This window comes from Companilactobacillus miaonis (assembly GCF_036913615.1).
In the GTDB taxonomy this organism is placed as follows: domain Bacteria; phylum Bacillota; class Bacilli; order Lactobacillales; family Lactobacillaceae; genus Companilactobacillus.
Map to the genome: position 1 here is coordinate 61969 of NZ_JAYKTX010000003.1, position 22680 is coordinate 84648.

Annotated in this window: 21 protein-coding genes; 17 read left to right on the forward strand and 4 right to left on the reverse strand. The window is 34.6% G+C overall.

Translation table 11 applies throughout. The features are described from left to right. Nucleotides 1-2427 carry an ATP-binding protein gene (locus U8521_RS03120; protein WP_334351845.1) on the forward strand — a complete coding sequence of 809 codons (2427 nt, stop codon included), beginning with the start codon at nucleotides 1-3 and terminating at the stop codon, nucleotides 2425-2427. After that, nucleotides 2424-3365, forward strand: coding sequence for a 3'-5' exoribonuclease YhaM family protein (locus U8521_RS03125; RefSeq protein WP_334333055.1), 942 nt, complete (start codon nucleotides 2424-2426; stop codon nucleotides 3363-3365). Before U8521_RS03120 ends, U8521_RS03125 begins: the two co-directional genes overlap by 4 nt. A gap of 279 nt (nucleotides 3366-3644) precedes the next feature. On the opposite strand, the gene U8521_RS03130 is transcribed toward U8521_RS03125, so the two are convergent. The 3 genes from U8521_RS03130 to U8521_RS03140 form a co-directional block, all read right to left on the reverse strand. Beyond that, nucleotides 3645-4547 (reverse strand): peptidylprolyl isomerase PrsA, encoded by a 903-nt coding sequence (locus U8521_RS03130; protein ID WP_334333034.1) that lies wholly within the window; start codon nucleotides 4545-4547, stop codon nucleotides 3645-3647. Nucleotides 4548-4653: 106 nt separating this feature from the next. Beyond that, a complete protein-coding gene (locus U8521_RS03135) occupies nucleotides 4654-4947 on the reverse strand; it encodes a hypothetical protein (protein ID WP_334333033.1) in 294 nt (97 codons plus the stop codon). Between the two features lies 1 nt (nucleotide 4948). Further along, on the reverse strand, nucleotides 4949-5377 hold the full coding sequence (locus U8521_RS03140; RefSeq protein WP_334333032.1) for an HIT family protein: 429 nt from the start codon (nucleotides 5375-5377) through the stop codon (nucleotides 4949-4951). Between the two features lie 90 nt (nucleotides 5378-5467). Here U8521_RS03140 and U8521_RS03145 point away from each other — a divergent pair, with 90 nt between their 5' ends. From U8521_RS03145 to trmB, 3 genes are read left to right on the forward strand one after another with little or no spacing between them, the layout of a single operon-like run. Further along, nucleotides 5468-6202, forward strand: a complete 735-nt coding sequence (locus tag U8521_RS03145; RefSeq protein WP_334333031.1) for an ABC transporter ATP-binding protein — start codon at nucleotides 5468-5470, stop codon at nucleotides 6200-6202. Beyond that, nucleotides 6202-7419 carry an ABC transporter permease gene (locus tag U8521_RS03150; protein WP_334351846.1) on the forward strand — a complete coding sequence of 406 codons (1218 nt, stop codon included), beginning with the start codon at nucleotides 6202-6204 and terminating at the stop codon, nucleotides 7417-7419. Before U8521_RS03145 ends, U8521_RS03150 begins: the two co-directional genes overlap by 1 nt. A 16-nt stretch (nucleotides 7420-7435) precedes the next feature. Beyond that, entirely contained in the window at nucleotides 7436-8083 is a 648-nt protein-coding gene (trmB, locus tag U8521_RS03155; RefSeq protein ID WP_334351847.1) for a tRNA (guanosine(46)-N7)-methyltransferase TrmB, read from the forward strand. A gap of 8 nt (nucleotides 8084-8091) precedes the next feature. Here trmB and U8521_RS03160 read toward each other — a convergent pair whose 3' ends face one another. Next, entirely contained in the window at nucleotides 8092-8406 is a 315-nt protein-coding gene (locus U8521_RS03160; protein ID WP_135371555.1) for a hypothetical protein, read from the reverse strand. A gap of 128 nt (nucleotides 8407-8534) precedes the next feature. Between U8521_RS03160 and U8521_RS03165 the strand changes: the two genes are divergently transcribed. The 12 genes from U8521_RS03165 to U8521_RS03220 all read left to right on the forward strand — a co-directional run bounded on the left by U8521_RS03165 (nucleotide 8535) and on the right by U8521_RS03220 (nucleotide 22648). Then, nucleotides 8535-8861, forward strand: a complete 327-nt coding sequence (locus tag U8521_RS03165) for a thioredoxin family protein (protein ID WP_135371554.1) — start codon at nucleotides 8535-8537, stop codon at nucleotides 8859-8861. A gap of 22 nt (nucleotides 8862-8883) precedes the next feature. Then, nucleotides 8884-9516 (forward strand): YtpR family tRNA-binding protein, encoded by a 633-nt coding sequence (ytpR, locus tag U8521_RS03170; protein ID WP_334333028.1) that lies wholly within the window; start codon nucleotides 8884-8886, stop codon nucleotides 9514-9516. Between the two features lie 8 nt (nucleotides 9517-9524). After that, the gene (gene murC, locus U8521_RS03175; RefSeq protein WP_334333027.1) at nucleotides 9525-10856 is read left to right on the forward strand and encodes a UDP-N-acetylmuramate--L-alanine ligase; all 1332 of its coding nucleotides are present in this window, start codon (nucleotides 9525-9527) and stop codon (nucleotides 10854-10856) included. Between the two features lie 58 nt (nucleotides 10857-10914). Beyond that, entirely contained in the window at nucleotides 10915-12318 is a 1404-nt protein-coding gene (locus tag U8521_RS03180; RefSeq protein WP_442886118.1) for an MFS transporter, read from the forward strand. A 171-nt stretch (nucleotides 12319-12489) separates the two neighbouring features. Continuing rightward, nucleotides 12490-15144, forward strand: coding sequence for a DNA polymerase I (gene polA, locus U8521_RS03185; RefSeq protein WP_334351849.1), 2655 nt, complete (start codon nucleotides 12490-12492; stop codon nucleotides 15142-15144). Nucleotides 15145-15155: 11 nt separating this feature from the next. Further along, entirely contained in the window at nucleotides 15156-15983 is an 828-nt protein-coding gene (gene mutM / locus U8521_RS03190) for a DNA-formamidopyrimidine glycosylase (RefSeq protein ID WP_334351850.1), read from the forward strand. Beyond that, complete coding sequence (gene coaE / locus U8521_RS03195; RefSeq protein WP_334333023.1) at nucleotides 15980-16573, forward strand: dephospho-CoA kinase; 594 nt, start codon at nucleotides 15980-15982, stop codon at nucleotides 16571-16573. The genes mutM and coaE overlap by 4 nt, the downstream gene beginning before the upstream one ends. Before the next feature lie 21 nt (nucleotides 16574-16594). Continuing rightward, nucleotides 16595-17068 (forward strand): transcriptional regulator NrdR, encoded by a 474-nt coding sequence (gene nrdR / locus U8521_RS03200; RefSeq protein WP_135371547.1) that lies wholly within the window; start codon nucleotides 16595-16597, stop codon nucleotides 17066-17068. Between the two features lie 11 nt (nucleotides 17069-17079). Beyond that, a complete protein-coding gene (locus U8521_RS03205; RefSeq protein WP_334351851.1) occupies nucleotides 17080-18444 on the forward strand; it encodes a DnaD domain protein in 1365 nt (454 codons plus the stop codon). 2 nt (nucleotides 18445-18446) lie between these two features. Next, on the forward strand, nucleotides 18447-19355 hold the full coding sequence (dnaI, locus tag U8521_RS03210; protein ID WP_334351852.1) for a primosomal protein DnaI: 909 nt from the start codon (nucleotides 18447-18449) through the stop codon (nucleotides 19353-19355). Between the two features lie 294 nt (nucleotides 19356-19649). Further along, nucleotides 19650-21608 (forward strand): threonine--tRNA ligase, encoded by a 1959-nt coding sequence (gene thrS / locus U8521_RS03215; RefSeq protein ID WP_334333020.1) that lies wholly within the window; start codon nucleotides 19650-19652, stop codon nucleotides 21606-21608. A gap of 56 nt (nucleotides 21609-21664) precedes the next feature. Beyond that, nucleotides 21665-22648 carry a zinc-binding dehydrogenase gene (locus U8521_RS03220; RefSeq protein ID WP_334351853.1) on the forward strand — a complete coding sequence of 328 codons (984 nt, stop codon included), beginning with the start codon at nucleotides 21665-21667 and terminating at the stop codon, nucleotides 22646-22648. Nucleotides 22649-22680 lie beyond the last annotated feature (32 nt).

The window sequence follows — 22680 nt, forward strand, 5'->3', positions numbered from 1 at the left end:
GTGAAATTAGTTAAAGCAAAAATATATGGCTTTGGTAAATGGGTCGATCAAGAGTTTGACTTCAAACAAGATTATCAAGTTATTTTTGGTTCCAATGAGGCTGGTAAAACAACCCTTTTAAACTTTATTAAAAGCATTCTTTTCGGTTTTGCTTCTGGTCGTGGGGAAAATAAATTTTTGCAGTATAAACCCAAGAACAGTAGTAAATACGGTGGTGAATTGGAGTTTCTTGATAACGATCAAAGTCATTGGTTAATCAAAAGAATTGAAGGAAAAGGTGATGGCGAAGTAAGTCTTTTTCACGATGACCAACCGGTTCCTGAAAGTTTAATTAAAGAGATAGTGGATAGTTTTACCAAAGATGACTTCGAAAATACTCACGTATTTGATGATAAGAATATTTTTTCAATTTATGGATTGGACGAAAATCAACTAGAGACTGAAATCATGTCTGTTGGAGCAGTAGGTAGTAAAGAATGGTTAGCAACGGCGGATAAATTTAATCAAGCTGCTAAGTCTATTTATAAAAAACGTGGTCAAAAACAACCCTTAGTGGCTAAATTAAAAGCACGTGATGACCTCTTGGCTGAAAAGGCAGAATTTGATAACCAACAAACTGCTTATAAAAAAGTTACTGAACAACTTTCAAAAACTCAAAATGATTTTGATACTAACAAAAAATTATTAGAACCGATCACTAAAAAAGAGAATAGTTTACGTAATTTAGATAAGAAATGGGTTCGTTATGAACAATTTCAGATGACTAGTCCCGTTGACGAAGAAGTTCAAATCAGTAGTGAAGATTGGGAAAACTTTTTAACTGATAATCAAGAACTTAGTACCTTGACAGAGACCTCAACAACAAATCGTGTGGCAACTTTAAACAATGTTGAAAAAGCAATTTTGAAAAATTATCGTCAGCATCAAAAACGTTTGGATTATATCCGCAATCAGAAATTTGAGTTGCAAAATTTACAATTTCATCGCGATGATATGAAATCTAAATTATTAAAGGTCGATACGCAAGTTGATCAGTTGTTTAAAGATAACCCTCAATTATCCGAAGATATGCAACCGCTAACAAGTCAAGAATTGGAGGATATTACTCCAGAACCGAACACTAAAAATTATAATCTACCATTGATAATTACCATTGCCGCCGTTGTTTTGATGTTTGTGACAAGTAATCCTTTGAAGATGATTTTTGCTGTTATCGCGATAGCTTGCGGCATTTGGTATTGGTATCAAGGACGCAATAAAAAATTGCAGAGTGATGGTAATTTTCCATTCTTACAACAAAAAGGTTATTTGAATTTAACGAGAGAGAACATTTTAAACTTACAAAGTACAGTTATCCAATTAGCAAATTTTCGAACTTCACAAAAGAATTTAGTCGATGGTATCGATTCAATTGAAGTGGATTTGAATAAGTGGCGTAATATTTTAATTGAATTGAATGTTTTAGATAAATCGTATAAAAAAGATAATTATAATGAACAAATTGAGAAATATTTCTCGAATTTAGATCAAATCAAGGCTCGAGCTGATTTGAACGAACAAAACGAATCAGCCACCCAAAAAATGACAGATAATCGTAATCAAAGATTACAAGCCATCAATGATGAGATCAATCAAATCGTTGCTAAATACCATTTGCCAAGTGTTGAATCTTTTGTCCAATTGCATACTAGACAAGTTAAGAATCAAAATACTATCAATCAAATTAAACAGGACAAAGCCTTTTTAGGGGATGATTTAAAGGATTTACAACAATATTCTAATCACGATGCGTTAGTTAACGATTTGAATCAAATAGTTGCTCAAAAGACACAATTAACTGAAAAGAATAATCAATTGAGTAGACAAATGGGTTCTTTAAAGGAACAGATGCAGCAGATATTTGACAATAAGCAGTATCAAAGAGTTGTTGATCAATTAGCTCAAAATAAAACTGATATTATTGAATATTACGATGATTGGTTAGCTAAAAAATTGGCTAGTAAATGGATCAAAGAGATGCTGAATATAGCGACAGAAAATCGTTATCCAAAGATGATTGCTCAAGCTACACAGTATTTTTCATTGTTGACGAATAAAAATTATAATCGAATTGATTTCAAGAATAATAGTATTGTTGTATGGAGCACAAATAATAATCAATTTGATGTTCATGAATTATCACAGGCAACAACGGTTCAACTGTATCTATCATTGAGATTAGCATTCGTGACCGAAATATCCGATTTGATCAAGTTACCAATTTTAATTGATGATGCTTTTGTTGATTTTGATATTACTAGAACAGATAATGTTTTAAAATTGATTGAAAAAATTGCCCAAACCAATCAAGTAATTTACGTTACAGCACAGAAACCAGCTAATATAGCTTCAGATCACATTTTAAATTTGGAAGGAGAGAACGAATAGTGGCCAAACATATTATTGATTTTAATAAGGGTGAAAATATGAGTTTGGAAGTTATTATCAAGCGTTCAGATTTTCGTCTTGCAAAGAATGGTAAGAATTTTTTATCACTGGTTTTTGAAGATAAATCAGGACAGATTCCCGGAAAGTATTGGGATGCCAGTCAAGAAGATGCACAGAAATTTCATGTTGGTGCGGTAGTTCAACTAGAAGGACGGCGTGATCTCTATCAAGGTAAACCACAAGTAAATATTACTCGCTTAGGCGTTTTGGATGAAAAGACAGTTGATATGTCACAATTCGTGCAAACAGCTCCCATGAAGCGTGAAGATATGGAAAACGAATTTGATGACGTCTTTTTACAAATCACTAATGGTGCTTGGAATCGGATCGTACGTTACTTGTTTAAGAAGTATCATGACCAGTTCTTTACTAGTGCTGCTGCCAAAAGCAATCATCATGATTTTCAAGGCGGTTTAGCTTATCACACATTAAGTATGGTGCGGATTGCTGAAAAGATTGCAGATTTGTATCCACAGATCAATCGTGCCTTATTGATTGCCGGTACTTGCCTACATGACTTCGGTAAAATCATTGAATTATCGGGTAGTTTGGATATTGAATATACCTTCGAAGGTAATATGCTAGGTCATATCACAATCGTTGATGAAGAAATTGTTAAAGCAGCGACTGATTTGAATATTAGTTTGGATAGTGAGGATATGATTCTTTTGAGACATATGATTTTATCTCATCACGGTTTATTAGAATACGGCTCGCCAGAACGTCCTAAATTACTTGAAGCTGAAGTATTACACAACATTGATATGATGGATGCTTCAATCAATATGATTACAAAGGCTTTAGATAAAACTGAGAATGGTAAGTTTTCTGAGCGAATCTTTGGATTAGATAACCGTTCATTTTATAAGCATAGCTAATGCCGTTTTCTTAGAACTGTTAGACTAAATCCTATTCTTTGAGTTTACCTTCTATAATTTTTAAGTTGATAGAAATGAAAAAGAGAATCTTACTAAAATCGCAGTAATTACTGCAATAAGTAGGATTCTCTTTTTTGTCGATATTGTTTTTGAGAAGAAAACGATGACTATTAAAAGGGTGTTAGAAATAGAAGTGTTATTTAGTTTATCGCGGAGGACGGCAGTTAGCGACTAATAAAAAAACCCTAGAAAAAATCTAGGATTCTTTTAATTTATTGATTATTTTTTACTTGATGAAGATGATGATACATAACCTGAAAGAACGTCTTTCAAATCGCTATCCTTGATAGAAACATCAGCTCTCTTCAAGACTTTAGAAATAACATTTTGCATAACTGTTGAATCTTGTAGCCATGAAGCATATAGCTTAGATTTTAGTTCTGATTCATGTTCTTTCATAGTACCCTTAGCAGGTTTCTTGAGAAGCTTGATAACACTGTAACCGTAACTTGTCTTAACAGGTGTAGTTGTGTAATCACCGACTTTATCTAGCTTGTATGCAGCTGTCTTGAAGTCAGTATCGATACTTGTTGAATCGTTATCAAAGGCAGCTAATTTACCACCCTTGTTCTTTGTAGCAGAATCTGTTGAGTATTCTTTAGCAAGCTTTGTGAAGTCGCCACCGTCTTGAAGTTTTTGAATAACTTCTTCGGCAGTTGATTTCTTACTTACGAGGATATGTGCAACAGTAATCTTAGGTTGGTAACTCTTCCATTCTTTCTTTAGTTGTTTGTCAGTAACTTTCTTGTTCTTCTTCAAAGCAACTTTTGTAAGAAGGTTAGTACGGATATTCTTCTTAAATTGAGCAGTTGTCATACCATTTTGTTGAAGAATTGAACTAAATGAAGAACCGTATTGACTCTTGTACTTGTTGTATTCTTTTGTAACTTGTTTTGTTGAAACGTCTTTACCATATTGGTCTTCTAGGGCCTTTGTGATAATCATTGTTTGAAGTGTTTGTTTACCTTGAGAAGAACTCTTCATTTCTTTGTAGTATTCTTCTTGGGTAATTTTTCCACCCTTCATTGTGGCAACAGTTTTATTGCCAGAACAACCAGCAACGACAGTTACCATTAACAGACCAGCAAGTGCCAAGATCCATTTAGTTAATCGTTTATTCATCTTTACACATCCTTAATTAATATATCTACAATTGAAAAGACTACCATAAAATGTTGTTAAAAGATTGTCATTTTAGGAAAAAATCACAAAAAATTCATATTTAAACTTAGTCTTTTTTGAATTTATCGAGATTTTCTTTCATTTCCGCAATTGAAGCTTGTAGTTCTTCAACGTCTGGTTTAATACTTCTAGAATAATTATTCAAGTCTTCAGAAATTCCAGAGATAACTTCAGGTACTTGAGCGGAGTTCTTTTGAAGATCGGCTAATATATCTTTAAAATCTTTTATATTCTGGAATATCTTGGTATCATAAACACTAGATATAGCGTCTTTTGATTGGACAAGATGAATTGCGACACCGGAAACGGCACCAATTACAAATCCACTAAAAAATTTCATTTTAATCCTCCAAGTTTTCCTTGATCTTGTCGGCACGTTTTTGAAGTTCCTCAGCACTAGCTAGACCAGTATTGTCACCCCAGTGCATTGAGAAGGCATCATCTTTGGAATAACGAGGGACTAAATGAATGTGTGAATGCATAACGCTTTGATAGGCAATCTCACCGTTATTTTGGCAAATATTCATCCCAATGATTTTAGGGTTAGAAGCTTTAATAGCACGGGCAATCATTGGTACTTTCTTGAAAACACGTTCTGCTAAATCTTCGTCATAAGCGAAGATATCCTTAACGTGCTTTTTAGGAACTACTAAAGTATGTCCAGGTGTAACTTGTGAAATATCAAAGAAAGCCTTGATATCGTCATCTTCGTAAATAGTAGTACTTGGAATTTCGTTGTTTATAATTTTACAAAAAACACAATCATCCATGTAAAAAATCTCCTTTCAAAATCAGCAATATATTTACTACAATGCTATCATATTAACATTATTAAAAACAGACAATAGGTGGTTTAATCCATGACTTTAGAAGTAAAAGAACTGACCGGAGGGTACGGTCAAGTAGCAGTTTTAAAGAAAGAGACGTTCACTGTTGAGAGTGGACAAGTCGTTGGTTTGATTGGTTTAAATGGAGCTGGTAAATCAACCACGATCAAACATATCATTGGGCTTTTGACGCCACGTGGTGGTCAAATACTGATCGATGGCATTAGTTTGCACGACGATGTAGAAAAGTATCGGAAGAAGATTGCTTACGTTCCTGAAATGCCAATCCTTTATCCGGAATTAACTTTAAGAGAACATATCGATTTAACGATCATGGCTTATGATTTGGATCATGATAAAACCTGGGAGAATGCTAATAAGTTGTTAAAAACATTTCGTTTGGACAATAAATTAGATTGGTTCCCTCAGAATTTCTCAAAGGGTATGAAACAAAAAGTGATGATCGTCTGTGCATTCATGACAGATGCGTCACTATTCATTATTGATGAACCATTTACAGGCCTAGATCCACTGGCGGTAAATGACTTGTTGAATATTGTTGAAGCTAAGAAGAAAGCTGGATGTTCGGTTTTGATGTCAACCCACATTTTAGCAACAGTCCAAAATCATGCGGACAAATTTGTTTTGATCAATCAAGGACAAGTGAGAGCTGATGGGACACTTGATCAATTGAAAAAGAAATTTAATATGCAAGCAGATACTAATCTTGATGATATTTATATCAAGATGTCACAAGAGGACTTATAATGACTGATCTTTGGCAAAAACGATTAAGAAGACATCAACTTAATCAATTTAAATATTTGCGTCTAATTTTCAACGATAATTTTGTTTTAGCATTTATCGTATTGATAGGAGCCTTAGGATTTTGGTATTCTAATCTTTTGGGTACGATTCATCATCAATTGATTTTAGGAAAACCGATTGTAATTTTAATTTTATTCTTGGCGGTTCAAATTGGTGGGATTGCTACATTACTGGAAGATCCTGACAGCACTTTCTTGTTAGTAAAGGAAAAGCAGTTTTATCGTTATTTCAGAGCGGCAAAGAATTACAGTGTCTTTATTCCAATTGTGACACTAGCCTTGGTCAATTTTTTACTATCAGCTTTTGCATCTCGGGCTGCTGGACTAAAAATAATTGACGTTGTTTTGATTGCTATCGGTTTGATAGTTTTCAAATTAGGCTTTTTGAATGTTAATTTCATGGCTCTATATGGTGAGAATCGTTTGGGTAGTTTGAATTTAAAGCTGTTTTCAAATATTTTATTACTAGTATCATTGATTATCTCAACTTATTTCTTTAGCGCATTGATGATAATCGTAGCGGTCATCTATTACTTATTCTTAAATGTGCGAGTAAAGCCATTAGAAACCAGTGGTCGTTTGCAATGGGAATATGCTATTGCCACTGAAAATCAGAGAATGTTTCGTATTAAAAGATTCTACAATCTTTTCACCGATGTTCCCGGTGTTAATAGTAAAATCAAGCGCCGAAAGTGGTTAGATGGATTATTTAATTTCATTAAACCTAAAAAGGCGAACACATATCTATTTTTATTTGCTCGTGGATTCGTTAGAAATAACGAATATATTGGCTTATTTTTACGTTTGACGATTATTCAAGCAATCATGTTGTGTCTGATCGACAGTTTCTATATTTCCTTGATAGTGGAAATGCTGTTTATTTACCTAGTTGGTTTCCAATTGAAACCTTACTTTAAAGAAGTAATGCAAAATTTAATGCAACGGCTTTATCCAATTTCTGGAAAAGAAAAGATTGCTTCATTTACTAAATTGAGTACCGTTATTTTGGCTATTCAATGGATCATTAGTGCTTTGGCTATTTTATATAAGTTTGGCTTGAGTACTAATAGTTTTATTATTATTATTGCTGGTTTTGCTGTCTTAGTGTTTGTAAATTACTTTTACATGCCAAGACAATTGAAAAAATATCTAGATTAATGGAGAATTTTGATTTATGAGATTAAGAAACAAACCTTGGGCTAAGGATATGATCAACGAAAACCTTGACCTAATTGCAGTGCAACCTGAAAATATGCAAGGTAAGTGGCAAAATCGCTTTGCCAAAACTCAACCTCTATTCATTGAAGTTGGTTCTGGAAAAGGAAAGTTCATAACTGAGTTGGCTCAAGAAAATCCACAAAATAATTATATTGCGATGGATGTTCAAGAAGGTGCAATTGCCTTAGTACTAAAAAAGCAAGTTGAGCTAAGATTGCCCAACTTGCAATTACTCTTGGCAAATGGTGCTGACTTGTCAGAATTGTTTGCGGAAAGTGAAGTTGATGGAATTTACTTGAACTTTTCTGACCCTTGGCCTAAAACACGTCACGAAAAGCGCCGTTTGACTTATAAGAGCTTTTTGAAACAATATCAATATATTTTAAAGGACGATGGTTATCTTCGCTTTAAGACTGATAATCAAGGCCTGTTTGAATATTCTTTGATCAGTATGAATAATTTTGGCATGAAGTTTGATGAAATCTCATTAGATTTACATAATAATGAAACAATGAATGCTCAAAATATTGAAACTGAATACGAAGAAAAGTTCTCAAAAAAGGGCTTCAGGATTAATTACCTGAAAGCCCATTTTGAAAATTAGTTTATTGATTATTGTACTTTTTTAATATTTAGTAATTCGCCTGTAATGGCATCAGCAATGAAGTGATATTGAGCAACGTCAAATTCGTCCATTGTCGTTACGCCACCAACGATTCCCCAAGTAGAACGTCCATTGACGTCAACACGTTGGTAGAATGGTTCAACCCAAGAACCAATGACTTTGCTATCTTCGCCCAAAACGGACTTAACTTTATCAATTATTTTTTCGCTATCTAGATGGTGTTTTACTAAAACTGTTGCACAAGCTCCAGCTACAAGTACAGAACCAGCAACGATTAATGAACCGATACCTTTTTTACTCATAAAAAATCACTCCTTGATTTCGATTTAATGATATATTACCACTATTATATATCATTCAAAGGTTCAAGAACATTTAATTGACCGTTTTAAAAATAAAAAGTATCTTATTGACAGAGGTGAAATTAATTATGAAAGAAATTGAAGATTATAATGTAAAAGATTGGCATGAAGCAGTAAAGGAAGGAAAGTATGTGCTATTTTTCCACGCTGACTGGTGCCCTGACTGCAAATTTATCGAACCAAAGATGCCTGAACTAGAACAAGAATATTCTGATTTTACTTGGATCAGTTTCAATCGTGACAACAACATGGAAGCTGCACAAGATTTATCAATTATGGGTATTCCTAGCTTTGTTGTTATTGAAAATGGCAAAGAAATTGGTAGACTAGTAAATAAAGATCGAAAAACTAAAGAAGAAGTTGAGACCTTTATTAACAGTGTAATTAACAAATAATTAATCAAGTGAGGGGAAAAACTTGCTATTAAGCTTTTATAATTCAGAAGTTTTGGGTGATATCTTAATTGTTGAGACAGCTACTGATGTCAAAACTCAAGATAGTGTTCAAAAAGATAATGTAGTACGTATTTTTAACGAAGAAAATGATGAAGCCATCGGTTTTAATTTCTTTGGTTTAGGGGAAGAATTGGGAATTCAAAATGATTCCGGTCAAGTCTTTCTAAATGAAAAGCAAGTGGCTATTTTAAACGATGCTCTTGCTAAAGCAGGTTTTTCTGACAAATTAGTTGCTGATGAAAGTCCTAAGTTTGTAATTGGACATGTGGATGAAATGAAAGCTCATCCTGATTCAGATCATTTGCACATTACTCAAACTGATGTTGGTTTGGATAAGCCAGTTCAAATTGTTTGCGGTGCTCCTAATATTGACCAAGGACAATTAGTTGTAGTTGCATTACCAGGTGCTGTTATGCCTACCGGTAAAGAAATTTGGCCAGGTGAGTTGCGTGGCGTAAAGAGTTTTGGGATGATTTGTTCTGCTCGTGAATTAGGTATTCCTAATGCACCACAAAAACGTGGTATTCTAGTACTTGATCATGGCCAAGCTGGTCAAGCATTTGATTTTGAAGAAGCAAAGAATTTGTTCAATTAGGAGCTATTATGGAAAAGACAGTTTATCATTTTGTTGGAATTAAAGGAACAGGAATGAGTGCATTAGCACTTATTTTGAAAGATTTAGGATATGAAGTTCAAGGATCAGATATTGATAAATACACATTTACTCAACGTGGACTTGAACAAGCAGGAATTAAGATTTTACCTTTCGATGAAAATAATATTCACGAAGGTTTAACTATCGTCAAAGGAAACGCTTTTAATGATGATCAAGTAGAAATCAAAAAAGCTAATGATATGCATTTACAAGTAATTACATATCCAGAACTAGTTGGTAAATTAGTTTCAGAATACACTTCAATCGGTATTGCCGGTTCGCATGGTAAGACTAGTACAACTGGTTTGTTAGCTCATACTTTAAGTGGAATTGCTAAGACATCTTACTTAATCGGTGATGGTACTGGTAAAGGTATCAAGGATGCAAAATTCTTTGTTTTCGAAGCCGATGAATATCGTCGTCATTTCTTAGCATATTCACCTGATTATTTAATCATTACTAATATTGATTTTGATCATCCAGATTACTTCTTTGGTGGAATCAACGATGTTGTTGATGCTTTTGAATCAGAAGCTAGAAAAACTAAGAAGGGTATTTTCATTTGGGGCGAGGATAAACATGCCAAGTCTATCCAAGCTGACACACCAATTTACACTTATGGTTTAAATGAATCAGATTATATTCGTGCAACAAACATCAAACGTACTGTTAAAGGTTCATCATTCGATGTTTCTATCAACGGTGAAAATATTGGGAACTTCCAAGTACCATTGTTCGGTGAGCACAATGTTTTGAATTCATTGGCTGTAATTGGTGTCGGTCATATGGAAAATCTAGATCATGCTTTGATTAATCGTGAACTTCAAACATTCAGTGGTGTTAAGAGACGTTTCAGTGAAAAGAAAGTAGCTGATCAAGTTATCATTGATGACTATGCTCACCATCCACAGGAAATCAAAGCAACGATTGATGCTGCTAGACAAAAATATCCTGATAAGAAAATCATTGCCGTCTTCCAACCACATACTTATACTAGAACCTTAGCCTTGATGGATGATTTTGCTAAGTCACTTGATTTAGCTGATGAAGTTTACTTAACAAATATCTTCGGTTCCATTCGTGAAGCCCATGGAGATATTACTAGTAAAGACCTTGGCAACAAGATTCACAAGGGTGGTAAAGTTCTAACACTTGATGACATGTCACCATTATTGGAGTATCATAATACCGTTATGATATTCATGGGTGCAGGTGATGTTCAAAAGTATGAAACTGCTTATGAACAATTATTGAGTACCTTGAATCCTAATCAACAATAAAATTTAAAATGAAGCTATGACAGAGCTAATTGTCATGGCTTTTTTTTGTGGAAGAGGTATTGATTTGAAAGATGTAGTATCAACACGAGTGAAATTATCGATTTTAGCGGTTGGATTATTATCATTTACCGGAATTTTGATTGAGACTTCGATGAATGTAACATTTCCAACTTTGACAAAAGACTTGGACGTCAGCTTGAATACTGTCCAATGGCTAACGACAGGGTATTTATTATTAACAACAATTGTTATGAGTACAACAGCCTTTATATTAAAAAAATTTGATCCATTAAAAATTTTTATATTTGCGACTTCATTGTGTCTAGTCGGTTCGATTATTTGTTTTTCTGCTCCAAATTTTTCGATTTTATTGATTGGAAGATTATTGCAAGCCATCGCTACAGGTTTATCGACTCCATTAATGTTCAATCTGATTTTTGAAGAAATCCCAGTTTCTAAATTGGGATTGTATACTGGTTTAGCTGGAGTTGTGATTTCATTAGCACCAGCCTTAGGACCCACTTATGGTGGGATCATTAATAAAGCCTGGACTTGGCGAGAAATTTTTGTTGGAGTAATTCCGTTAATTATTCTATTGGCTATTATTGGTTGGTTTTCTATCAGAGGGAAGGCCAGTGGTACCAAAGGAATATCCTTTGATTATTTGAGTGTATTGGGTTTAGCAATTATCTTCTCAATGATTTTATACACATTCAATCAAGCTGGAAGTTATAATTTTATTTCATGGCAATTTTTCTTAGCGGCTGTCTTATCGGTCATCTTTATCGGGTTATTTGCTTGGTATAATCATCAAAGTAAACGGCAGTTGATCGATTTTTCAATTTTAAAGTTACCAGTTTTAAGATTACGGTTATTTAGTTATTTCAGCCTACAATTTATTAATATCGGTTTATCGTTTGTATTGCCAATCTTTGCTCAAACAGCTTTGAAATTAGATTCAGCTCAGGCAGGTCTAATGTTACTGCCCGGTTCACTATTAGGAGCGATTTTAGGGCCTTATGCCGGTCATTTGTACGATAAAAAGGGTGCTACTTTTCCTCTATTGATCAGTGGTTTGTTAATAACAATAGGTTCAGCAATGTTTTGGTTTAAGAGTAATGATTTAAGTTTAATGAGTATTACCATAATTTATATTATTGTTAGACTTGGCTTTAACTTTGGCTTTGGTCCGTCACTTTCTGATGGTAGTATGCAAGTTCAGGGTCCAAAAAAATCAGATCAAAATTCGCTTTTCAGTATGATGCAACAATACGCTGGTTCATTAGGGACTAATGTGTTATCAGTTGTGATTTCAGCGGCAGCATTGACTAGTGGCTCAAAAAATGAAGTTCTTAATACTGTTTTAGGTGCTAAAAACGACTTTATTTTGTTAACTATTTTGTCATTATTGGTTTTAGTATCAGTAATTTATGTTCACTTCAAATATGAAAAAAATAATTAGAGATGCTGAATTTGAAAAAGAGACTAGGGTAATCAAAGTTTGATCATCCTAGCCTTTTTGTAGTCCTATTGTAATTGCATATTTAGTCGTTGGAAGTTTTTCTGAAACTGTTACAAAGGGCTCTGATTTGTTAAAATAGATGTAGTTAATTTCGGTTTTATTGGAGAAAATATGTCAGAAAATAAAAAATTACTTTTAATTGATGGAAATAGTGTTTCTTTTCGTGCATTCTTTGCCATGCATAATGTTTTAGATAAATTTGTCAATGGCGATGGAATTCATACAAATGCCTTGTATGCTTTTAATAACATGTTGGAAATAATTTTAAAAGATGAAAAACCAACACATGCATTGGTAGCTTTCGATGCTGGTAAAACGACTTTTAGAACAAAGATGTTTGATGAATATAAGGGCACACGGGCAAAGACGCCACAGGAATTGATGGAACAATTACCGTTGATTCAAGAGATGTTAAATTATCGCGGAATTAAAACGTATGAATTACCCGATTATGAAGCTGATGATATTATTGGTACTATGGCGCATAAAGCTGAGTTGGACAACATGGATGTCACGATCATTACTGGGGATCGTGATTTAACTCAATTAACGACTGATAAAATAACGGTTAAAGTGAATGTCAAAGGTGTTACCGAAACTGAGAGTTATACACCTGAACATGTCAAAGAAAAATTAGGAATCACCCCTAAGCAGATTATTGATATGAAAGGTTTAATGGGAGATTCATCTGATCATTATCCAGGGGTAGAAAAAGTTGGTGAAAAGACTGCCATCAAATTACTTGATCAATACGGTAGTGTTGAGGGCATTTATGAACACGTTGATGAGATGAAGAAGAGTAAATTAAAAGAACATCTAATCAACGATAAAGATAAAGCATTTTTGAGTAAAAAATTGGCAACTATCGATTTGAATGCACCAGTAGCACTAAATATTGGCGATTTGGAATATCATGGTGATAATCAAGAGCAATTGATGCAGTTTTATCAAAAAATGAATTTTAGAACATTTTTAGATCGAATGGATGTACCTCAAGATAGTGCTGAAGATTTGGCTAAAATTGAAGTTAATACTTTAGACGAACAAGCGATTGAAAAGATTTCTCAAAGTGATAAAACACATACGTTAGTTGTTGAAGGTTTTGGAAATAACTACCATATCGATCCAATCATTGGTATTTTAATTTCTGATGGCACAAATTTTTATGGAACCACTGATTTTTCAATTTTAGAAAATGATAAGTTAAAATCTTGGTTAAGTGATGGATCTAAAGAGAAATATCTCTTTGATAACAAGGCAACTATAGCGTTATTGCATCGTTATGGTTGTCAGCTTAATGGCGTAACGTTCGATATGCTTTTAGTTGCTTACTTACTTGATACTAATGATAATAAACAAGATATTGGTCTAGTAGCTAAAAATTATAATATTAATCTACCAAGCGAAGAAGAATTTTATGGTAAAGGTGTAAAGAAGGCTGTCCCAGAAGATAATGATATCTTATTGAATTTTCTCGCTCAAAAGGCGCAAGTTATCTTTGATTTAAAAGATAAAATGATGTCTGAACTAAAGGATAATGATCAAGATAGTCTTTACGATGAGATTGAATTACCATTGTCAATTGTTTTGGCGGAGATGGAGATCAAAGGGATCACAGTTGAAGTTCCTAAATTAAAGGAAATGGAAAATACTTTCGCCACAAAATTGAGTGAAATTGAAAAGAAAATCTATCAAGAAGCTGGCAAAGAATTTAATATTAATTCACCTAAGCAATTGGGTGTAGTATTGTTTGAAGATTTGAAGTTACCAGTAATTAAGAAGACAAAAACAGGTTACTCAACTTCAGTTGATGTTTTAGAAAAACTAAAAGATAAGTCGCCAGTTGTCCAATTAGTCCTTGATTATCGTCAGATTTCAAAAATTCAATCTACATATGTAATAGGCTTACAAAAATTTGTGCAACCGGATAATAAAATTCATACGATCTATCTTCAAACCTTGACTCAAACTGGTCGTTTGTCATCAATTGAACCAAACTTGCAAAATATTCCAATCAGAATTGATGAGGGAAAACAAATTAGGAAGGCTTTTGTACCCCAACATAAAGATTGGGAAATCTTCTCAGCTGATTATTCACAAGTAGAATTACGTGTTCTAGCTCATATTTCTGGGGATGAACATATGCAAGAAGCTTTCAATGAAGACTATGATATTCACGCTCATACGGCTATGAGAATCTTTGGATTGAATAGCACTGATGAAGTAACTCCAAATATGCGTCGTCAGGCAAAAGCTACAAACTTTGGAATTGTGTATGGAATTAGTGATTATGGATTGTCTCAAAATATCGGTATCAGTCGAAAACAAGCGGCGGCTTTTATTGAGTCATATTTTGAACAATATCCAGGTGTTAAAAAGTATATGGATGATATCGTTAAATACGCTCGTGAAAATGGATACGTTGAAACGATTATGCATCGCCGTCGTTATTTGCCAGATATCCATTCAAAGAATTTCAATGTTCGTAACTTTGCCCAAAGAACAGCTATGAATACACCGATTCAAGGTAGTGCTGCAGATATAATCAAAGTAGCAATGATCAATATGCAAAAGATGCTTGAAAAAGAAAAATTACAGGCTAATCTATTATTGCAAGTACATGATGAGATGATCTTTGAAGCACCAAAATCAGAAATTCCAATGTTAGAAAAATTAGTACCAAGTGTGATGGATTCAGCTGTCAGACTCGACGTACCGCTAAAAGTTGAAACAGCACATGGAAAAACTTGGTATGAAGCTAAATAGTAGGTGATAAAATGCCAGAAATGCCAGAAGTAGAGACGGTTAGACGTGGTTTACAAGCTCAAGTCAAAGGGCGTAAAATTACCCATGTCGAAATTCGTTATCAAGCTTTGATCACTGGTTCAGTTGATCAGTTCATTGAATTCACAACTGGAGCTGTGATTGAAGATATTGGCCGTCGTGCAAAATTTTTGTTGATTCATTTGAATAATGGATATACAATTATTAGTCATTTGCGAATGGAAGGTCGTTATCGAATTTCTGCTGACCCCAGTGCCATCGATAAACATTCTCATGCCATTTTTACTTTAGATAATGGTCAAAAAATGATTTATAACGATGTTCGTAAATTTGGTCGAATGCAGTTATGGCCTACGGATGATTTATCAAATAATAAATCAATAAAAAAACTTGGTCCTGAGCCATTGTCAAAAGAATTCACGTTTGATAATCTCAAGTCAAGGATTATGCGACATCGTAAGGATATTAAGACGGTGCTGCTTGATCAATCAGTCATGAGTGGGTTAGGCAATATTTATGTAGATGAAGTATTATGGAAAGTCAAGATTCATCCTGAAACTTCGGCTAATCATCTGACTGATACTGATATTCAAAAGATAATTGACGTTTCGAATCAAGAAATGAAACTTGCAATCGAATCAGGTGGATCAACTGTGCGTACTTACATTGATTCGACTGGTCACAAAGGTAATATGCAAAATAATCTAAAAGTTTACGGAAAAGAAGGAACACCTTGTCCAAGATGTGGGACCGAGATTCAAAAAATTAAAGTTGGCGGTCGTGGTACCCATTTTTGTCCAAAGTGCCAGGTAGTAAAATGAGTAAGATTTATGGTTTGACTGGAGGAATTGCTTCCGGTAAATCAACAGTTTTAAATTTATTTAGACAAAATAAATTCATTGTTTATGATGCAGATTATGTTGCTCGAGAAGTTGTTAAGCTAGGAACAATTGGTTTAGCACAGATCACAGAACAATTTGGATCATCTATTTTGTTAAGTGATGGGACTCTGAATCGAAAAAAATTGAGCTCAATCGTATTCAGTGATCAAGCACAACTTGAAAAGCTAAATCAGATTACGCGGCCTTTAATCAAAAAAGAAATTTTACAAACGGTTTCTGATGTAAAAAAGTCTTCACAGCCAGATATTTCAATATTTGAAATACCTTTATTATTCGAAGGTAACTATCAGAACTATTTTGATGGCGTGATTAGTTTATACGTAAAGCCGCAAATTCAATTGCATCGTTTAATGCAACGCAACGGTATTTCGGAGAAAGTTGCCTTAGAACAGATCAATTCGCAATTGTCGATGGATGAGAAAAAGCGTCGCGCTGATTTTGTGATTGACAATTCGGGTGATATGAACCATTTACAAAATGAATTTGATAAACTAGTATCGCAACTTTAATAAAGAAAAGAGGCTGGAATTTTGATTTGTCCACATTGTCATCATGATTCATCAAAAGTTATTGACAGTCGTCCCAGTGATGAAGGACGTGCCATTAGAAGACGCCGTGAATGCGAGAACTGTGGGACTCGTTTCACAACGTTTGAGAGATTAGAAAAAGCTCCACTATTGGTTATTAAGAAAAATGGTAATCGAGAGGAATTCAGCCGTGAAAAGTTACTTCGGGGCCTAGTTCGTGCTGCAGAAAAGCGTCCGGTTACTATGGACCAAATGAACGATATCGTTGATAAAGTAGAAAATGCGATTAGATCAACTGGTGAGAGTGAAGTTCGTTCACAAGTTATCGGAGAACATGTCATGAAGATTCTTTCTAAAGTTGACGATGTTACTTATATTCGTTTTGCTAGTGTCTATCGTGAATTTAAAGATATGAATGGTTTCATGGAAGAGGTTCAAGAAATGATGTCAAACGGTAAAAAAATTGATAAAAAGTAAGGAGAGTTTAAGTGTCCGCAAGTAATTTTGAATCAGATAAATTTACGCCACTAGTCGGCTATTGGTGTTTGCCTAGCGGTCATTTAAATGACGATGATCGTCATATCCTAACCGATTTGTATTTGCCGATTTTAGGGATTGAATCATTTAGTTTGTACCTATTGCTTTGGGAAAAAGTTCCGAATAAAGAATTGGTCTCACAAAGAAAAAGTCATGCTGATTTGATGAGTTTGTTAGGAATCGATTTGCGAAGATTTTATCAAGCACGGATCAAAGCTGAAGCATTAGGATTGATTCGTACGTATCAAAAAAAAGACGAAATCGGTCCCTATTATATTTATCAATTGATAGAGCCTTTAACGGCGGAAGAATTTTTTCAAGATGATTTATTAAGTATCTTTTTGTATGAACAAATTGGTGAAAGCAAATTTCGAGCTTTGGCCAAAAAATATTCACAATCAAAATCAATCTTAAATGGTTCTAATGAGATCACTAAGGATTTCTTAGAAGTCTTTAAATTGAATAATAATGATTTGATCAATACACCTTCACAAGTCGCCGATGTTCAAAGTGATTTTAATGGTGGCTCTGACAAGAAGAAAGTGACGCTCGATGCTGAAAAAGTTCCCCAATTAGACTGGGAATTCTTGGTTGATCGGGTTGACCAGTTATATAAGATCAGTGCAGATGATTTGTTGGAAAATCAAGAATTGATTTTAAGCCTACACGCTTTTTATGATATTGACGAGAATGTTTTGTCGAATTTAATTGGGAGCACTGCAAATATTGTCACGAATAAAATTGATCCAGTGCGCTTAAAAAAGGCCGTGCAAGCTCGATTTGAAAAGAACTCCAATATATCACTTCGCCAACAAGTTAATGAGGAAGTTGAAACACCAGCAAATGATAATAATCTTGATCGTTCAGAGCAATTATTGATCAGCCAAGCCAAGAAATTACGACCAGCTGAATTCTTAGCGGCAGAAAAGCAAAGAAGTAATGGTTTTCCAGGAACTGTAGAATCTAATGCGCTGAGAAAAATGGCGATGAAAGCAATTATGCCAACAGCAGTTTTAAACATTTTGGTGCACTATATTTTACAAACCTCGCCAACGTTACAATTGCCATTGATGGAAACCGTTGCTAATGATTGGCAGCAAAATAACGTTAAAACGCCAGAAGATGCTTTGAAACGAATCAATGACTTTCAGAATCGACCAAGAAATCCTAAACAACGCTACAATAAGCCTCGTCGAATTGAACAAGCAACCGATTGGAGCAAAGTGAAAGCTAAAGTTCCTAACAAAAAAAATCCGGCAACTGAAAAAAATGATTTGCAAGATCGCTTAAGAAAATTGAGAAATAAGGACAATTAAGTATGGAAAATTTAGGTAGTAAATTAGCAGAGTATTTGAATTCAAAAAGTTTGACGGAGGATTATCGCCGTCTGCTTAACAATGCCCTAAATGATCCCGATGTCCAAAAATTTTTGAAGGAAAATAGCGACAAGATCAATTCAGATGCATTGTCAGCCAGTGCTGCTAGTATTTATGAATTTTATAATAATAAGAATCATCATAGCGAATTGTCCAAAGGATATTATCCTAAATTGATTGTTAGCAATCACAATATCGAAGTAGCGTATTATCCAAATGAACGGACGCAGAATCGAGAAAAACGTAGCCAATACGAATCGAGTTTTGTCTTAATGGATATGGCGCCTGATATTAGAAATGCCAAACTTGATGATTACGATGGTGAAGGCCGTCAAGATGCTTTAGCAAAAGCTTTGGACTTTATCGACAATTATTTGAATTCAGATACTTTTACACCTGGCTTATTTTTAGCGGGGGATTTTGGCGTTGGAAAAACTTATTTACTCGGTGCAATTGCTAATGAGTTATTTAAGCATGATGTGAGAACAACTTTAATGCATTTTCCAACCTTTGCGATTGAAATGAAAGATTCAATTGGTCAAAATAACGTTTTAAGTAAAGTTAATAAAATCAAAGTAGCCGACATATTGATGTTGGATGATATCGGGGCTGATACGATGTCGAGTTGGATTCGGGATGAAGTTTTAGGAGTTATTTTGCAGTATCGAATGCAAGAAAATTTGCCAACTTTCTTTTCATCCAATTTTTCAATGCAAGAATTTGAACGACACTTATCTGTCAATCAACGTGGTGAAGAAGAGCCAGTTAAAGCAAAACGGATTATGGAGCGAGTTAAGTACCTTTCTCGAGAAGTAATTGTGACTGGAAAAAATAGAAGATTGAATAAATAACTTGCATTCTAGAATAATTAATGTTTCAATAAAGCCATGAAAGATAACACTTCGGTTCTATTCAGGGAGGGTACGATTACTGAAAGCTTACCCATTACTGGAGTTACCACTTCCATATAAAATTGTATAGTTGACGGTTACTTTATAACCAAATGAGTGAAAACTGTTTTTGTTATACAGTTTTAAAGTGGGTGGAACCGCGCAAATGCGTCCCTGAAGTATGTACATATTTGAAATATGTCTGTACTTCAGAGACGCATTTTTTGTTGTCTAATTTTAGGAGGAATATAGTAAATGTCAAAAATCAAGTTAACATTCCCAGATGATTCTGTAAAGGAGTTTGATGAAGGCACAACTACACTAGACGTTGCTAAATCAATTAGCACATCATTGGGTAAAAAAGCTGTTGCTGGTAAATTAAATGACACTTTAGTTGATCTTGAACGTCCTATCAAACAAGATGCAAAGATCGAAATCATTTCTGGTGAAGACAAAGAAGATGCCTTGAAGGTATTGAGAAATACAGCTGCTTTAGTTTTCAGTGCTGCTGCTAAGAGTTATAAAGCAGATCTTCACTTTGGTGAAAAACAATCAAACGATGATGGTTTTTACGTTGATACTGATAGTCAAGAAGGCCAAATCAGTGTTGATGAGTTAAAAGAAATTTCTGCTTTGATGAACAAAATCATCAAGAACAATGACAAGATTGAAAGATCAATGATGGACAAGAAAGAATTAGTTGAGATGTTCAAAGATGATCCATACAAATCATCATTGATCAATGCGATTGATTCAGTTCAAATCCCAGTATACACACTTGATGGATTCGTTGACTTTGGTTATGATGCTGTATTAAATAATCTTAAAGCTTTAAAGCACTTTGAATTGCTATCAGTTGCTGGTGCTTATTGGCAAGGTAAGTCAAGTAACCCAATGCTTCAAAGAATTTATGGTACAGCCTTCTATAAAGAAGATGGCCTAAAAGCTGATCTTAAGCGTCGTGCTGAAATTAAAGAACGTGATCACAGAACAATCGGTCGTGACCTTGATTTATTCTTCGTTGACCCAGAAGTTGGTGCTGGTCTTCCATACTGGATGCCAAATGGTGCAACAATTCGTCGTGTGATTGAAAGATATATCATCGACAAGGAAGTTGCTTGGGGTTATCAACACGTTTACACACCAATCCTTATGAACTTGAATGCTTATAAGACTTCAGGTCACTGGGCACACTACCGTGAAGATATGTTCCCACCAATGGATATGGGTGATGGTGAAATGCTTGAACTTCGTCCAATGAATTGTCCTTCACATATTCAAATTTACAAGCACCACAACCGTTCATACCGTGATCTTCCACTTCGTATCGCTGAACTTGGTATGATGCACAGATATGAAAAATCAGGTGCTTTATCAGGATTACAACGTGTTCGTGAAATGACTCTAAACGATGGTCACACATTCGTTGCTCTTGACCAAATTCAAGAAGAATTCAAACGTACACTACAATTGATGGTTGAAGTTTATAAGGACTTTGATATTAACGATTACACATTCCGTTTGAGTTATCGTGATCCTGCAAATACTGAAAAGTATTTCGATGATGATGAAATGTGGAACAAGTCACAATCAATGCTTAAAGCAGCCATGGATGATCTTGGCTTGAAGTATTACGAGGCTGAAGGTGAAGCTGCTTTCTATGGTCCAAAGCTTGATGTTCAAACAAAGACAGCCCTTGGTAATGAAGAAACATTGTCAACTATTCAACTAGACTTCATGCAACCAGAGAAGTTCCAATTGACATATGTTGGTTCAGATGGTGAAGATCACAGACCAGTTATGATCCACCGTGGTATTGTTTCAACTATGGAAAGATTTATCGCTTACCTAATTGAAATTTACAAGGGTGCCTTCCCAACATGGTTAGCTCCAACACAAGTACGTATCATCCCTGTTAACCAAAAACTTCATATGGATTATGCAAATGATGTTTTGGCAGAATTACGTGCTAAGAACATTCGTGCTGAAATCGATGACCGTGATGAAAAGATGGGCTACAAGATTCGTGATTCACAAACAATGAAGATTCCATACACAGTTGTTGTCGGTGATGAAGAAACTAAAGACGCCACAGTTTCAGTTAGAAAATATGGTGAAGAAGAATCAGTTTCAGAAAATGCTAAGATGTTCGTAAGTTCAGTTGTCGCTGATATTGCAAACTACAGTCGTAAAGATGTTACTGATAAAGATTAATTAATAGTAAAATGTAAATTCACAATGTGGGTTTACATTTTTTTTTGGAGGAAATTATGCAAGCTTTAACAATTGCTAAAAACGAAAATTCAATCGCAGACGTAAAAGTTTCTCAAGTCGAAATCCCTAAAATTTCTGATAATGAAGTTTTGATTAAAGTTTGTGCGGTCGGACTTAATCCAGTCGATTATAAATTGATCGAAAATCACCCCGATGGTTGGAATGATCCTCATGTTTTAGGATTAGATGCAGCCGGAATCGTTGAAAAAGTCGGAGATAATTGTGATCAGAAATTTTCCAAAGGCCAGAGAGTCTTTTTTCACGGAGATTTAGCTAAGGATGGAGTTTTCGCCGAGTATGCTAAAGCAAAGTCAAATGTTTTAGCGAAAATACCTGACAACGTTAGTTTTGAAGCAGCAGCAGCTATTCTTTGCAGTGGATTGACTGCCTATGCTTCGTTATTTAGAAAAATGAATTTAACCGGTAAAAAGACAGTCTTGATTCACGCCGGCGCTGGTGGAGTTGGTAGTATAGCTGTCCAGTTGGCAAAATATCTTGGTTTAACTGTTTTTACTACAGTCTCGACGAAAAAAATTGAATTTGCTAAAAAAATCGGTGCTGATTACGTGATCGACTATAAGAAAGAGGATACGACGGCAGTTATTCAAAAACTCACGCATGGTGTAGGAGTCGATTTAATCATCAATTTGGTCGGTGGAATTGAAGTGCAAAAAGATCTTGAGCGCCTGACTTATAATGGTGCTGTCGTGGATATTTTGAACACACCCGATCTGACCAATTATGATTTAGGTGCGAAAGGTCAAAGTGTTTTGAGTGTTAATCTAGGGGGAGCACATCACGGCGGCAATAAGGGCCAATTAAATGATTTAGCGACAATGGCCAATTCGTTAGTTAAGTTGGTCAGTCAAGGCGTGATTGACCCTTTGATTACTAAGGAAATAAAATTTGCTCAAATTCCTAGTGGTTTGAGATTGATCAAAGAACATCAAACTGAAGGAAAAATAGTAGCTATTTTGTAGAAAACAAATTTTTTTACATTTTTGAAATTTTC